This is a genomic window from Chryseobacterium sp. IHB B 17019, assembly GCF_001456155.1.
GTDB lineage: Bacteria > Bacteroidota > Bacteroidia > Flavobacteriales > Weeksellaceae > Chryseobacterium.
This window is the reverse complement of sequence record NZ_CP013293.1, coordinates 3,170,921-3,186,303: the sequence shown is the minus strand read 5'-3', so window position 1 is coordinate 3,186,303 and position 15,383 is coordinate 3,170,921. Positions and strand designations below refer to the sequence as shown.

The window sequence follows — 15,383 nt, the reverse complement described above, 5'->3', positions numbered from 1 at the left end:
GGGCTGCGAAAAACCGGAGTGTCCAACAATAACAATAAATCAAAAAAATAAATGAAAAATTCAGAACAATTATACAAAGCATTATCCGAGAGGATTTTAATTCTTGACGGAGCAATGGGAACGATGCTTCAACGATACAAATTCGAGGAAGAAGATTATCGTGGCGAGCGTTTCAAAGATTGGGCGCATCCCGTAAAAGGAAACAACGATTTACTTTCCTTGACGCAACCGCACGCAATCGAGGAAGTTCACAGAAAATATCTGGAAGCAGGAGCAGACATTCTGGAAACCAACACTTTCTCAGGAACGACAATCGCAATGGCAGATTATCACATGGAAGAATTGGTTTACGAACTGAATTATGAATCTGCAAAAATCGCCAGAAAAGTCTGCGACGAATTTACTGCTAAGAATCCTGATAAACCAAGATTTGTCGCAGGTTCCATCGGTCCGACCAACAGAACGGCAAGCTTAAGCCCGGATGTAAACGATCCGGGGTATCGCGCCATTACTTTTGATGAATTGAGAATGGCTTACAAGCAGCAGTCAGAAGCTTTGCTGGACGGAGGTTCAGATATTTTATTGGTTGAAACGATTTTTGATACACTGAATGCGAAAGCCGCTTTATTCGCGATCGATGAAATTCAGGACGAAAGAGGAATTAAGATCCCGATCATGGTTTCAGGAACAATTACAGATGCGTCAGGAAGAACGTTGAGCGGACAAACTGCAGAAGCATTTTTGATCTCAGTTTCACACTTAAATTTACTAAGCGTTGGCTTCAATTGTGCATTGGGAGCGAATCAGTTGACACCATATTTAGAAACATTGGCGCATAATTCAGAATTCCACGTTTCAGCATATCCGAATGCCGGTCTTCCAAACGCTTTCGGAAAATATGACGAAACACCTGAAGATATGGCAAGCCAGATTAAAGAATACGTAGAAAAAGGATTGATCAATATTATCGGAGGATGTTGCGGAACGACACCCGATCACATCAAAGCCATTGCAGATTTGGTTGAGAAATATGAACCGAGGAAATTGAAGGAATTTGTCTGATTTAATAGATTTTTTTTATTGAATCAGTAAAAAAGAAACGGAATTTTAATATTATCTTTAAATATAACACAAAATTTAAATGTAATGGAAAAGCCGATTTACTTAAAAGATTCAGACGATGCAAAACTGTTTAATGAACTAAGAAAGAAAGTGAACCAACGAGTAGCAGCCATTCCCGAAGACAGGGATATTTATATTAAGATCAAAGCAATCATACTGCCTTTGGTCTATTTTGGGTTGTATTTTTTCGCGGTTTTTAATGCCGAAAGACCTTGGATTTATATCTCAAGTTTTGTGTTGATGGGGATTTCTTTGGTTTTAATTTATTTAAATTTAATTCACGAAGCAGCACACAACAATATTTATAAAAGCAAAAAATTAAACGGACTCGTACTTCAAATTTTCGATTTCGTAGGTGCCAATTCATACATCTGGAAAAAACGCCATATCGCAAGTCACCACGCTTACCCCAATGTAGACGGCTGGGACACAGATATTGAGCAAAGCGGACTTCTTTTAATTGTTCCGTGGGTTAAGGCAAAAGGAATTCAAAAGTATCAACATTTCTTTTTCTTTTTGGTTTATCCTTTATACTTGTTCAATTGGATGTTTATCAGGGATTTCAGAGACTTTTTTGATAAAGAAAGAGTGATTTTAAAAACTCAGGGAGCCATTCCTATGAAAGAAAAAGTGAAGATGGTTACCTTTAAATTATTTTATTTCTTTTATCAGATTGCGGTTCCGATTATATTTTTTAAGGTTTCGGTTGGTCTTGCTTTCGGAGCCTGGTTTTTGCAGGTGATTTCGGCAAGTATTTTTGCACTGTTTGTGTTATTGCCTTTACATCCGCTTCCGGACAACGCTTTTCCGAAACTGGATGAGAAAAACGGATTGCCGTTCAGCTGGTTGAATCATCAATTCGAGGTAACGAATGATTTAAAGGAAAACAATTGGTTTGTAAGAAATATTTTAGGGAATTTCAACTTTCACGTTGCCCATCATTTATTTCCAAATTACAGCTATCTCTATTATAATGAAATTACGGATGAAATAGAAAAATTCGCCAAAGAACATAATTTAGCCTATAAAAGGTTCCCCATATTTACTGCTTTAGGCAAACATGTTGATTTGCTTAAACAAAATGCAAATAATGCATATTACATTTTAGAAGAATAAAAATTGATGAAATATTTAAGATTATCGGGGCTTGAGCCTTTGATTATTACACCGGAAAGTAACTTCATCAACGTTGGTGAAAGAACAAACGTTGCCGGGTCCAAAAAGTTTTTAAGATTAATAAAAGAAGAAAAATTTTCTGAAGCATTAGATATCGCCCGCCATCAGGTTGAAGGCGGTGCGCAGATTCTTGATGTTAATTTTGATGACGGATTGATCGATGGAAAAGCTTCCATGATAAAATTCCTGAACTTAATTGCTTCAGAACCGGATATTTCCAGAATCCCGATTATGATCGACTCCTCAAAATGGGAGATTTTAGAGGCCGGACTTCAAGTGGTTCAAGGAAAATCTGTCGTGAATTCTATCAGCTTGAAAGGTGGTGAAGAAGAATTCATCAAACAGGCAAAAGCAATTAAAAGATATGGTGCAGCGGTCATTGTCATGGCTTTTGATGAAGACGGGCAAGCCGATAATTTCGACCGTAGAATTGAAATTTCAAAACGTTCTTATGATATTTTGGTGAATCAGATTGGTTTTCCGGCTGAAGATATCATTTTTGATTTAAATATTTTCCCCGTCGCAACCGGAATGGACGAGCACAGAAGGAATGCAATCGACTTCATTGAGGCAACACGATGGGTTCGACAAAATCTTCCGTACGCTTCCGTAAGCGGTGGGGTGAGTAATGTTTCGTTCTCTTTCCGTGGAAATGATACAGTGAGAGAAGCGATGCATTCGGTTTTCCTGTACCACGCCATTCAGGCAGGAATGAATATCGGGATCGTAAATCCTGCGATGTTGGAGGTTTATGATGAAATTAATAAAGAACTATTAGAGCTCGTTGAAGATGTAATTCTAGACAAAAGAGAGGACGCAACAGAAAGGCTTCTTGACTATTCCGAAAAGCATAAATCCGTTAAAAAAGAGGTCGTTGAAGAACTTGAATGGCGAACGAGACCTTTGCAGGAAAGAATCACACATGCTTTGGTAAAAGGAATCGACCGTTTTATCGAAGAAGATGTGGAGGAGGCAAGATTACAGTCAGAAAAACCCTTGCATGTAATTGAGGTTAATTTAATGACCGGAATGGGCGTTGTCGGGGATTTATTCGGAAGCGGAAAAATGTTCCTTCCTCAGGTTGTAAAATCAGCACGGGTAATGAAAAAAGCGGTTGCTTATTTACAGCCGTTTATTGAAGCTGAAAAAGACGGTTCAAGACCCGCCAACGGAAAAGTTTTGATGGCCACCGTAAAAGGCGATGTCCACGATATTGGTAAAAATATTGTGAGCGTTGTGTTGGGTTGTAATAATTATGAAATCGTCGATTTGGGAGTAATGGTTCCCGCTGAAAAAATTATTCAGGCCGCAATTGATCATAATGTTGATGTGATCGGATTGAGTGGCTTAATTACACCAAGTTTGGACGAAATGGTGTATATTGCTCAGGAACTGGAAAGGCAAAACCTTAATTTTCCTTTATTGATCGGAGGTGCAACTACTTCAAAAGCACATACCGCCGTAAAAATCGATTTAAAATATAAAAACGCTGTAGTTCACGTAAATGATGCTTCCAGAGCGGTAAATGTCGTGAGTTCTTTGTTGGGTGACAGAAATAAGGAATATGTTGATGATTTAAAAAGCGAATATTCGGAATTCCGTGAGAAGTTTTTGAACCGACAGGTGGATAAAGAATACGTTTCAATTGAAGACGCAAGAAGAGATAAATTTAAAATCGATTGGGAAAATGAAGAAATTTTCACCCCAAATCAATTAGGCATCCAGGTTTTTGAGAATCAGGATCTGAATGAATTGGTCCCTTTCATCGACTGGTCACCGTTTTTCAGAAGCTGGGATCTTCACGGGAAATATCCGAATATTTTTGATGATGAGGTTGTTGGAGCTCAGGCAAAAGAATTATTTAAAGACGCTCAGGTTATTCTAAAAAGAATTTTAGATGAAAAATCTTTAACCGCAAAAGCAATTTTCGGAATTTTTAAAGCCAATTCTGATGAAAATGATGATATTTTAATTTTTGATGAAAATAATCAGCCGCAGTCAAAATTCATCACATTAAGACAGCAATTACAAAAGTCAAAAGGAAAAGAATATTTGGCTTTAAGTGATTTTATAGCACCTCAAAGTTCAGGAAAAACCGATTATGTTGGAGCTTTTTGTGTGACAACAGGTTTCGGAACGGATGAATTATCAGAAGAATATGAAAAAGCAAACGACGATTATAATGCGATCATGGTAAAAGCTCTTGCCGACCGTTTTGCAGAAGCCTACGCGGAATTTTTACATAAAAAAGTGAGAACAGAATATTGGGGATACGCTAATCAAGAAAATTTAAGCAATGAAGATTTAATTGCTGAAAAATATAAAGGAATTCGTCCTGCGCCAGGCTATCCAGCGTGTCCGGATCACTTGGAAAAACATGCGATTTGGGATCTTTTAAAAGTGGAAGAAAATATCGGAGTTTATTTGACTGAAAGTTTAGCCATGTTCCCGACAGCTTCGGTTTCGGGATATTATTTCGGGAGCCCGCACGCCAAATATTTTGGGTTGGGAAAAATTACAGAAGACCAGTTGAAAGACTACTCAAAAAGAAAAGGGATTTCTTTACAGGAAGCCAGAAAATGGTTGTCACCTAATTTAGCAGATTAAAATTAAAATGAAGATAACAGACCACATAAAAAATGCAAATGGAAAAACTTTATTTTCCCTCGAAGTTGTTCCGCCACAAAAGGGAATCGGGATCGAAGATTTGTACATGAATATAGACCCGTTGATGGAATTTAAGCCGCCTTTCATTGATGTTACGACGTCCAGGGAAGAATATATTTATATCGATAAAGGAAATGGTTTGATGGAGCGCAGAATCACAAGAATGCGTCCCGGAACGTTAGGGATTTGTGCCGCCATTCAGCATAAATATAATGTAGATACTGTTCCACACCTGCTTTGCGGAGGTTTTACAAAAGAAGAAACAGAATATCTTTTAGTGGATTGTATGTACCTAGGAATCGATAATGTTATGGCGTTGAGAGGTGATGCAATGAAAGGGCATCAATATTTTGAGCCTACTCCGGGAGGTCATGCAAGTGCGATGGATCTGGTTCATCAGATCAATGATTTGGGAAGAGGGAAATATCTTCATAATCAGGATGATGCGTGTGATGAATTGAATAAATTCTGCATCGGAGTTGCCGGCTATCCTGAAAAGCATATGGAAGCTCCGTCTATGAATTATGACTTAAAATGGCTAAAACAAAAGGTTGATGCAGGTGCAGATTACATTGTAACGCAAATGTTTTTTGATAATAAAAAGTTTATTGAGTTTGTTACCAAAGCCAGGGAAATGGGAATTACAGTTCCTATTATTCCGGGGATTAAGCCAATTGCAACGAAGAAACACCTTAAAATTCTGCCACAGATTTTTAAAATCGATTTGCCCGAAGAATTAATTAACGAAGTGGAAAAAGCAAAAAATAATGATGCTGTAAAACAGATCGGAGTAGAATGGTCGATTGCGCAATGCAAGGAACTGTTGGAGTTCGGAGTTCCGGTTTTGCATTTTTATTCGATGGGAAAAAGTGATAATATTAAAAAAGTAGCTGGAGAGTTGTTCTAAATAAAGAAATATTTGATTTTTTAAAGCCCTTTTAAGTTTCGGCGGCGGCTTTGCCGCCGCCGAAACTCTATCCTATCATTGGATGCCTTTCAAATGCTTTATTTCGATCAAACAAGAATCTATAAGTTGCCAGTTTTCGGGTCACTGTGGTATCCAGACTTTCGGCGATCTTAATCATTTTTGGGTTAAAATCACCGATCCACTGCAATTCGGTAGTTTTAAAATCGGTATGTTTTCTCAGATGTTGAGTTCCTTCCCAGATCATGTAGCCTTCCAACCCTTTCCTCTGCCATTCCGGAACCACTCCAAAAACAAGGCCCACCATTTTTTCGTTCTTTTTAAACCTTTTCACCCATAAAAATGTAAGTTTTTCCCATATTCCAAACTTTCCATTTAAATATTTAAACCATTGATTCAAATCCGGGATATTCATCCACATGGCAACGGGCTTATCGTTTTCATAAACAAACCATGAAATATGTTCATTGATAATGGGTTTCATTATTTTAAACATTTTCAGGACTTTGGCCTCACTCATATGTTTTCCTTCTCCATGTGCAGCCCAGGCTTTATTATAAACTTCGGTAAAATCTTTTGCAAACTTCTCCAGGTTATTTTTTTTCATTGGTTGAGCAGAAATTGCAGGATTTTTACTGTGTTTTGCATGCATTACAGTAAAAACTCTGGAAACCTCCGCGAAAATTGGTCTTGAAAAACAAAGCTGCTCAAAATAAATTTTAAAACCATAATTCTCAAAAAGCTCTTTGTAATAAGGAAAATTATAATTCATTCCATAAAGAGGTTCGATGAATCCGTCAATGAGAAGTCCCCAGAATTTATCGCGCTCCCCGAAATTTATCGGTCCGTCCATAGCTTCCATTCCTCTTTGCTGAAGCCAGCTTTTACAATAATCAAAAATAAAGTTGGCTGTTTCCTGATCATTAATACAGTCAAAAAAACCGATTCCTCCCGTTGGCTGACTTTGTTTGTAGCTTTTATTCACAAAAACGGCAACTTTCCCAACAGTTTGATTTTGATTATTTTTAAATAAAAACCTGGCGCATTCTCCGGATTTGTAAAATCTGCTTTTTTCAGGATTGAAAATTTCCTCGATGTCCTTATCTAAAGGCCTGATGTAATTTTTATCCTCACGATAAAGCCTCGCGGGAAACTCTAAAAATTCTGTTTTTTGGTTTTCATTGTGTACTTCTTCAACAATAATCATGGCTAATAATGAGAATGGATTTAAAATAATATTTTTTAGCTTAATTTGAAATTAATGAAACAGATTTTATCCGTATTTTTGTGCAAATTAAATAAAAATGGTTGATTTTACTGATAACGACGATGATATTTTCACTGGAAAAGAACATACGCCTGTACGGGAAGATGCTTTTGATAAATCACCAGAAGAAAAAATAGAAAAAATAACGGAGCTTTTCGGGGAAATTATGCATACTTTGGGTATGGATATGACGGATGATTCTCTGAAAGATTCTCCAAGAAGAGTGGCAAAAATGTACGTTAACGAAATTTTCGGAGGACTTTTGCCAGAAAATAAGCCGGGAATTTCTACATTTTCCAATAAATATAAATACAGCCAGATGTTGGTGGAAAAAGACATCACGGTGTATTCTTTTTGTGAACATCATTTTTTGCCGATCATCGGCAGAGCACACGTTGCTTATATCTCAAACGGTGAAGTTATCGGGCTTTCGAAAATTAACAGGATTGTAGATTATTACGCCAAAAGGCCACAGGTACAGGAAAGACTGACGATGCAGATTGTAAATGCTTTGAAAGAAGCTTTGGGGACCAAGAATGTAGCCTGCATTATTGACGCGAAGCATCTTTGTGTTAATTGCAGGGGAATTAAAGACACGGCAAGTTCCACCATTACGGCAGAACTGAGCGGAATTTTCAAAACCAATCCTATTACGAGGCAGGAATTTTTACATTATGTAGGAAGTCATGCAAAATTGGACTAAATTTGAACTAAATGGATTATCAGATTCTTAAAAATATTGTTGAGGAAGAGCTTCTGAGATTTGAAGAAATCTACGAAGAAGACTGGTCATATAAAATTTCCCCCGAAAAGTGGTCTAAAAAAGAAGTTTTAGGTCACCTTTGTGATAGTGCTTTGTCCAATATCAGGAGGTTTGTGATCACTCAATATAAAGAAAATGAGAATATAGTCTATGATCAGGATTTTTGGGTAAAAGCTCAGAATTATCAGAATATTCCGACTTCTGATATCATTAATCTTTGGAAGTTTTTGAATTTTCAGATTGTGAATGTTGTGGAAAATATTCCTGATGAAGCTTTGACGAGAACCTGTGACATGACAAAAACCGAACCTCAGATTTTCACATTAGAATTTATTATCAATGATTATATTGATCATTTGCGACATCATTTAAAAGCTATTTAATAATGATAAAATTTAAAAAAGTTTCAGACAAGATTTTTGTAACAACCATTATTTGTTGTTGCCAGGAATGTTGTTGGTAAAAGATTTTGTCTTGTACACTGGACTTTGATGTAATATCCTTCGGGCTTGCATTAAAAATTTAAATCATTAAACTTTTAATAAAAAATCAATGCAATTAAAAATATACAACTCTCTTACAGGAGAAAAAGAAATATTTAAACCAATTTTAGACGGAAATGTTGGAATGTACGTTTGTGGACCTACCGTTTACAGCAATGTGCATTTGGGAAATGTGAGAACTTTCCTTTCCTTCGACTTCATTTACAGAAGCCTTATGCATCTGGGTTACAAGGTAAGATATGTAAGAAATATCACCGATGCAGGCCATCTTACCGACGATGGAGACGTTAATAACGACCGATTTGTAAAGCAAACACGTTTGGAAAAACTGGAACCCATGGAAATCGTACAAAAATATACGGTTGATTTTCATAAAGTCCTGGAAATGTTCAACTTTTTGCCACCTAATATTGAACCGACGGCAACAGGCCATATCGTTGAGCAAATCGAATTAACCCAAAAGTTAATTGAAAAAGGTTTCGCTTACGAAAGCAATGGTTCTGTATATTTCGACGTGTTGGAATACAACAGAAGAGGTTTAAATTATGGTGAACTTTCAAAAAGAAATATCGAAGAACTTTTTGCAAACACGCGTGATCTTGACGGACAGGGTGAAAAGAAAAACCCACAGGATTTTGCCCTTTGGAAAAAAGCGTCTCCGGCTCACATCATGAGATGGAATTCGCCATGGGGAGAAGGTTTCCCGGGATGGCATCTTGAGTGTACTGCAATGAGTACTAAATATTTAGGTGAAACTTTTGATATTCACGGAGGCGGAATGGATCTGAAATTCCCACACCACGAATGTGAAATTGCCCAGGGAAAAGCTTGCAATGATGCTGCTCCGGTAAATTACTGGATGCATGCTAATATGTTGACAATGAATTCTCAACGGATGAGTAAATCAACAGGGAATTACATTTTACCGATGCAGTTGGTTACCGGTGAAAATGATTTCTTTGAAAAATCTTTCCATCCGTCGATTGTACGTTTCTGCTTTTTGCAGGCGCATTACAGAAGTGTTTTGGATATCTCCAATGATGCGATGATTGCCAGTGAAAAAGGTTTCATCAGATTAATGGAAGCTGTTAAAGTATTAAACTCAATCACTCCGAATGATGAAAAACAATCAGCTTTCAGTCTTGAAGAATGGAAGAATAAAGCTTATGATGCTTTAACGGATGATTTTAATTCGCCAGTTTTAATTGCTCATTTATTTGAAGCCGTAAAATATATTTTTGCTTTAAATGATGGTAAAGAAACGATCTCGACTAAAGATTTAGAGGAATTAAAATCTACTTTAAATGCTTTGATTTTTGATGTGTTGGGATTACAGACGATTGAGGAAAATAACAATGAAAAACTGGACCAGACCTTAAAAGTTTTAATTGAGTTAAGAAACCAGGCAAGAAAATCGAAAAACTTTGAACTTTCAGATCAAATTCGAGACAAACTCCTTGCAGAAGGCATTGAATTGAAAGATGGACGAGACGGAACAACTTATGTTTTGAATTAGAATTTTAAAAATATTTTATATAACTCTCACAGTTTTTGTGGGAGTTTTTTTATGCATAACCCTGTCATTCTGACGAAGGAAGAATCTCATTACATTGAAAGAAAATTAAAAGGAATTTTTTTGTCATTCAATTTATAAATTACGTAACTTAGTCATACTAAAATGATTAAACTAAAATTTATATAATATGAAAAAACTTTTATTCCCTTTATTTTTGCTTTTAGCAGGAGCAAATGTAAACGCACAGCAAGACTTTTTTGCACTTGTGGGAAAGGATACGCCAAGTATTATTTTCAATGATTTTCGTGCAATTGATGCAACGAACGGTACTTCCGGAGAGAAAATTTTCACATCAGATTTTTCTGCAAAAGTTTTCTCACAGACAAGAAATGGTTCTGTAACTGAGGACAAGAGTTCATACAACAATTCTCAGGCAATTAATATGGCAACATTAGCCTATGATTTCAACAACAATTTGGTGTACATGCCGATGTTTTCTTCCAATATTTATGTTTTAAATGCAAAAACAAAAGACATTACCTTGGTTGAAAATACTGTTGCCAGAGTCACTTCGTGCGACATCAATTCTCACATGACAAGAATGGCAACAGGCTATGACGGAAATATTTATGCGATCAACAACGCCGGAACACAGTTTCTACAAATCAGCAAAAAAAGAAATCAATATGTTGTAAATGATCTTGGGATCATTAAAGACGATGCTTCAAACGGGAAAAATTCTTTTACAAAAATAGAAACAGGTTTTGGTGGAGACATGATTGCCGATGCAGACCATAATTTCTACGTTTTTTCTGCGTATGGAAATGTTTTTAAAATTTCAACTAAAGAATTAAAAGCGAAATTTGTAGGTAAAATTTCCGGTATTCCTGAAAATTATTCCGTTAACGGCTCTGCTGTGAATGCAAAAGGAAATGTAGTCATTGCAAGTGCAAAAGGTGCGCCTATGTATGAAGTTGATTTGAATACTTTACAGGCAAAACAAATTGGAGGCGAACAAAATTTGCATATTTATGATTTAGCAAGTAAATATTTCGCGAATGATAAGGCTGTTTCCAACAACGTTTTTGCTAATCTTGATATTTATCCAACAAGAGTTGATGAACAATTTATCAATATCAATGTTAACGATAAAACAGTAAAAGGAAATATTAAATTCAATGTTTTTGACTTATCAGGTAAAAACGTGATGACACAGAATTTATCTGTAAAAGAAGGCTCTTTGAATCAGCAGGTTTACCTTAAAAATCTGGTGACTGGAGCTTACCTGGTGAGCATTACCGATGAATCAGGAAAAATATTATTAAACAAGAAAATTCTGGTAACGGAATAATCTTTTAACTTTGTTTAAAATCTAAACCTTTTCGAGTATTTGAGAAGGTTTTTTTAATGAATATTTGATATTCGATAAGTTTTGTTTTTCGAGATTAAAATGTATTTTTATAAAAAAATGTAAATGAAGCTTTATTTTAATGTAGGTTACAGTGCAAAAGCAGGAGAGAAGTTGTTGCTGGTTATCGATGGAGAAGGAGCTGTATTACAAAGCCATATCATGTTTTATGCAGAAAATGGCTTGTGGAAATGTGAGGTAGATTATTTTTCAAAATCTATTTCTTATAAGTATCAGCTTGTGGACGACAGGGGAAATATTCTGCGCGAAGAATTTGTTTCACATCACCTCAATTTTCCTCACAACTATAAGGAATTCATGATTTTTGATGAATGGAACAATAAAAATTTTCCTGAAAATTACTTAAATAACAAAATTCTTTACAATAAGCTGAACCAGTTTTCTCCTGAAAAAGTTTCAGTGTTGAAAAAACACACCCATTTATTCAGAATTGAAGCGCCGATTTACAACCCGAACTGGAAGATTGTAGTAATCGGGAGTACGGCTTCGTTGGGAAATTGGGATTATGACAAAGCAATTCATCTGTCACAAACGGAAATCGGAATTTGGGAGGCATCTGTTGAAATTCCTGAAAATGAATATATTCAGTTTAAATATTGTCTTTATGACAAGGAAAAAGGCAAAGTCATTGATGTGGAAACGGGTGAAAACAGATTCACTGTCCCGAATCAGATGAAGGATGTTTTACATGTAGTTTCGAATCATTATTTTAAATTCAAGCTGTATCAGCTGTATCACGATGCAGGAGTTGCAGTTCCGATTTTTTCATTACGAACTGAAGACGGTTTCGGGGTAGGGGAATTTTCTGATATGAAAAAACTGGCGGATTGGGCTCAGGAAACTAATCTTGGAATTATCCAGATTTTACCGATCAATGATACGACAGCGAATTATAGCTGGACGGATTCTTATCCTTATGCTGCCGTTTCCATTTATGCCCTGCATCCTAAGTATATTTCTCTGGAAAACCTTGATTTTGAATTACCGAAAGATTTAGTTGAAGAATATAAAAGTGAAAAAGCAGCATTAAATGTTTTAGAGCTTATCGATTATGAGAAAGTAATTTCCTCAAAATGGAAGTATTTGAAAGCTGTTTTTAATGCGAGTAAAGACCAGATTTATAAAGATAGAAGTTTCAAAAAATTCATAAAAGACAATGAGTCCTGGCTGATTCCTTACGCTGCATTCTGCGTGTTGAGGGACAAATACAAAACACCGAATTTCAATGAATGGAAAACGCACAAAAAATATATTGCAGGCAAAATTTCGCAATTTTTTACTGCGAAAAGTAAAGATTACGATGCCTCAATGCTCCACGCCTGGGTTCAGTTCCAGCTTCATAAGCAATTGAAGGATGCGATAGATTATACCCATAGTTTGGGAGTTTCTGTAAAAGGAGACTTGCCAATCGGTATTTACAGACATTCGGTGGAAGCATGGACGGAACCTGAACTATTCGGGATGGATTTCCAGGCAGGAGCACCTCCGGATCACTTTACGGAACTTGGTCAAAACTGGGAATTCCCGACTTATAATTGGGATGCCATGAAGGCAGATGATTTCAAATGGTGGAAAAACAGATTTAAAGCATTAGAACAGTATTTTGATGCTATGAGAATTGATCATATTTTAGGCTTTTTCAGAATCTGGAGGATGCCTATTTCCGCTACACAAGGGATTTTGGGTTACTTTTATCCTGCCGTTCCCATTACTTTGGAGGAATTTAATGCATGGCATATTCCGTTTAATTTTGACAGGTATTGCAAGCCTTTTATCAATGAGCAGATCCTTTGGAATTATTTTGGAGAAGATAAAGAAAAGGCTCTTGAGTTTATTGATAGTAATGAAGATGGAATGTATTCATTTAAAGAAGAATTTAATACTCAGAGAAAACTATCTGATTTCTTTAAAAAGAATCCTCGCGGTACGATTGAAGAACAATTGATTTCCCTTTGTGCGAACGTTTTATTTTTAATTGAAGAGAAAGACGGGCAGATAGTTTATCATCCTAGATTTAATATTTATAATACAGATTCGTATAAATATTTGTCGGATTGGGAAAAGAAATCCATCTATGACCTTTACCATGACTATTTCTTTAGGAGACAGGACTATCTTTGGTATCAAAAAGCAATGGAAAAACTTCCGGTAATGCTCAATGCAACGAAAATGCTGATTTGTGGTGAAGATTTGGGTATGGTTCCGGATTGTGTGCCGGCGGTGATGGATGAATTGGCGATTGTTGCTTTAAAAGTTCAAAGAATGCCTTCTGATGACATTCCTTTTTATAATCCTAAAAACGCAGGTTATCTTAACGTAGTTACGGCTTCTTCACATGACAGTTCCACATTGAGGCAATGGTGGAAAGAAGATCCGGCCTTAACGCAGAAATATTTTAACCAACAATTAGTTCAATACGGAAAATCTCCTGAGGAAATGGATTCTCATATTTCAGGAATTATTATGAAACAGCATCTTTACAGCGATGCGATGCTCGCGATTTTCCCCATTCAGGAGTTTTTGGCTACCGATGAGGAGCTTATGAATCCTGAAATGGACAATGAAAGAATTAATGATCCTTCTGTTTTTCCTCATTATTGGCGATATAGAATGCATTTGACATTAGAAAAGCTAAAAGGACAGGAAGATTTTAATCAAAAGATAGCAAATTGGGTAAAAGATAGCGGGCGAATGTAAATTTAACATTTGGTTATCAATTAGTTAATGACAAATTAAAAGAAGTTTTATCAAAAGATTTAACTTCTTTTTTTTATTTACATCAAAAAGATAGAATAGAAATATTCCACTATATATTAACCAATTAACGACTATAGAAATGAAAAAAATATTAATCGGTTTTGCTATGAGTCTGGCGACTTTGTCGTTTGCTCAGCAGTATCCAAATGACGGATGGGGAGATGATGACGGATATTATCAGAATGATGGCTACTACAGTGATCAGGACGACCAGAATTATTTCCCTGATGATTATTACTACAATTATCCTCAGGATTATTATCCCAATGATTATTACCAAAGCAATTATAACGACTACAGAAACAGTATTGTCAGTATCAACTGGAATGTGTTTTTTAATCAAAACAGATTGTCTCGTTGGCAGATAGATCAGATTTTAAGACTGAATAATTTGTATATAAGTTTCTCTACCTGGAATAATTTTTACAGATACAATCCGGACAGATGGTACTACGATAGATTCTACGCGCTGCAGAGAATTATGGGACCGAGAGTTTTTGTAGTCTTCCAGAATAACTATTACAGAGGATACAGCCCGGTGGTTTATTTCCAGAATTACAGAAGAACGCACTATGCGTCAATCTGCAGACCGATGCCGCGTTATAGAAACGTAAATATAAATATCTACAGAGTGGAGAGATCAAGATTCCACAGAATGGATAATCCTACTTTCAATATTGTAAGAAGAAGTGACAGACCGAATAACGGCTTCAGAGGACCTGGACGGGACGGTAATAATTCAGGAGGTTTCCGTAATAATGACAATAGAAATAATAATTCCGGCGGTTTCAGAGGAAGCAATGATAACGGAGTGAGAAATAATGGAGGCTTTAGAGGAAACAGTGATAATGGCGTAAGAAGTAATGGAGGCTTCAGAGGAAATAGTGATAATGGTGTAAGAAATAACGGCGGTTTCCGTACGGAAAGAGTTGAGAATAATGGTGGCGGATTCCGAGGTGGAGAGAGAAGAGAAAGCGCTCCTAAAAGAGAAAATAATGGTGGCGGTTTCAGAAAGGAAGGTGGTTTCAAGAGAAATGAGAATTCCGCTCCTAGACAAAATAATGGCGGTGGCGAAAAGCGTGGAAATGGAGGCTTCCGAAACGGATTTGCGAAAAATTAATTTTCATATATTATATTTAAGTGGTGTGAGGGCAGATTTTAGGATCTGCTCTTTTTTTTGTTTTTGTTTGATTTTTAAATTAATATTAAAATTTAACATTTTTTGTGAATATTTGACTTTAACTTTAGTTTTAACTAA

At 36.2% G+C, this 15,383-nt stretch carries 11 protein-coding genes; 10 read left to right on the top strand and 1 reads right to left on the bottom strand.

The genetic code is table 11. The features are described 5' to 3' along the window. Positions 1-51 precede the first annotated feature (51 nt). From ATE47_RS14680 to metF, 4 genes are all read left to right on the top strand, one after another. The gene (locus ATE47_RS14680; RefSeq protein WP_062162661.1) at positions 52-1,062 is read left to right on the top strand and encodes a homocysteine S-methyltransferase family protein; all 1,011 of its coding nucleotides are present in this window, start codon (positions 52-54) and stop codon (positions 1,060-1,062) included. 84 nt (positions 1,063-1,146) lie between these two features. Next, entirely contained in the window at positions 1,147-2,238 is a 1,092-nt protein-coding gene (locus ATE47_RS14675) for a fatty acid desaturase family protein (RefSeq protein WP_062162660.1), read from the top strand. A gap of 6 nt (positions 2,239-2,244) precedes the next feature. Further along, a complete protein-coding gene (metH, locus tag ATE47_RS14670; protein ID WP_062162659.1) occupies positions 2,245-4,905 on the top strand; it encodes a methionine synthase in 2,661 nt (886 codons plus the stop codon). A gap of 7 nt (positions 4,906-4,912) precedes the next feature. Then, on the top strand, positions 4,913-5,872 hold the full coding sequence (metF, locus tag ATE47_RS14665; RefSeq protein WP_062162658.1) for a methylenetetrahydrofolate reductase [NAD(P)H]: 960 nt from the start codon (positions 4,913-4,915) through the stop codon (positions 5,870-5,872). 67 nt (positions 5,873-5,939) lie between these two features. On the opposite strand, the gene ATE47_RS14660 is transcribed toward metF, so the two are convergent. Beyond that, positions 5,940-7,097: a hypothetical protein gene (locus ATE47_RS14660; RefSeq protein WP_062162657.1), complete on the bottom strand. Its 1,158-nt coding sequence runs from the start codon at positions 7,095-7,097 to the stop codon at positions 5,940-5,942. Positions 7,098-7,194: 97 nt separating this feature from the next. Between ATE47_RS14660 and folE the strand changes: the two genes are divergently transcribed. From folE to ATE47_RS14630, 6 genes are all read left to right on the top strand, one after another. Next, positions 7,195-7,860 carry a GTP cyclohydrolase I FolE gene (folE, locus tag ATE47_RS14655; RefSeq protein ID WP_062162656.1) on the top strand — a complete coding sequence of 222 codons (666 nt, stop codon included), beginning with the start codon at positions 7,195-7,197 and terminating at the stop codon, positions 7,858-7,860. 11 nt (positions 7,861-7,871) lie between these two features. Beyond that, positions 7,872-8,303, top strand: a complete 432-nt coding sequence (locus ATE47_RS14650; RefSeq protein WP_062162655.1) for a DinB family protein — start codon at positions 7,872-7,874, stop codon at positions 8,301-8,303. Between the two features lie 169 nt (positions 8,304-8,472). Further along, positions 8,473-9,939, top strand: coding sequence for a cysteine--tRNA ligase (cysS, locus tag ATE47_RS14645; RefSeq protein ID WP_062162654.1), 1,467 nt, complete (start codon positions 8,473-8,475; stop codon positions 9,937-9,939). 187 nt (positions 9,940-10,126) lie between these two features. After that, positions 10,127-11,290, top strand: a complete 1,164-nt coding sequence (locus ATE47_RS14640) for a T9SS type A sorting domain-containing protein (RefSeq protein WP_062162653.1) — start codon at positions 10,127-10,129, stop codon at positions 11,288-11,290. Between the two features lie 123 nt (positions 11,291-11,413). Continuing rightward, a complete protein-coding gene (locus tag ATE47_RS14635) occupies positions 11,414-14,065 on the top strand; it encodes a 4-alpha-glucanotransferase (protein WP_062162652.1) in 2,652 nt (883 codons plus the stop codon). 139 nt (positions 14,066-14,204) lie between these two features. Further along, positions 14,205-15,245: a hypothetical protein gene (locus tag ATE47_RS14630; RefSeq protein WP_062162651.1), complete on the top strand. Its 1,041-nt coding sequence runs from the start codon at positions 14,205-14,207 to the stop codon at positions 15,243-15,245. Positions 15,246-15,383 lie beyond the last annotated feature (138 nt).

Coding starts and splice junctions, on each gene's coding strand:
- ATE47_RS14630 (WP_062162651.1), top strand. CDS start 14,205: ATGAAAAAAATATTAATCGGTTTTGCTATGAGTCTGGCGACTTTGTCG.
- folE (WP_062162656.1), top strand. CDS start 7,195: ATGGTTGATTTTACTGATAACGACGATGATATTTTCACTGGAAAAGAA.
- metH (WP_062162659.1), top strand. CDS start 2,245: ATGAAATATTTAAGATTATCGGGGCTTGAGCCTTTGATTATTACACCG.
- ATE47_RS14650 (WP_062162655.1), top strand. CDS start 7,872: ATGGATTATCAGATTCTTAAAAATATTGTTGAGGAAGAGCTTCTGAGA.
- ATE47_RS14635 (WP_062162652.1), top strand. CDS start 11,414: ATGAAGCTTTATTTTAATGTAGGTTACAGTGCAAAAGCAGGAGAGAAG.
- ATE47_RS14640 (WP_062162653.1), top strand. CDS start 10,127: ATGAAAAAACTTTTATTCCCTTTATTTTTGCTTTTAGCAGGAGCAAAT.
- ATE47_RS14675 (WP_062162660.1), top strand. CDS start 1,147: ATGGAAAAGCCGATTTACTTAAAAGATTCAGACGATGCAAAACTGTTT.
- ATE47_RS14660 (WP_062162657.1), bottom strand. CDS start 7,097: ATGATTATTGTTGAAGAAGTACACAATGAAAACCAAAAAACAGAATTT.
- metF (WP_062162658.1), top strand. CDS start 4,913: ATGAAGATAACAGACCACATAAAAAATGCAAATGGAAAAACTTTATTT.
- cysS (WP_062162654.1), top strand. CDS start 8,473: ATGCAATTAAAAATATACAACTCTCTTACAGGAGAAAAAGAAATATTT.
- ATE47_RS14680 (WP_062162661.1), top strand. CDS start 52: ATGAAAAATTCAGAACAATTATACAAAGCATTATCCGAGAGGATTTTA.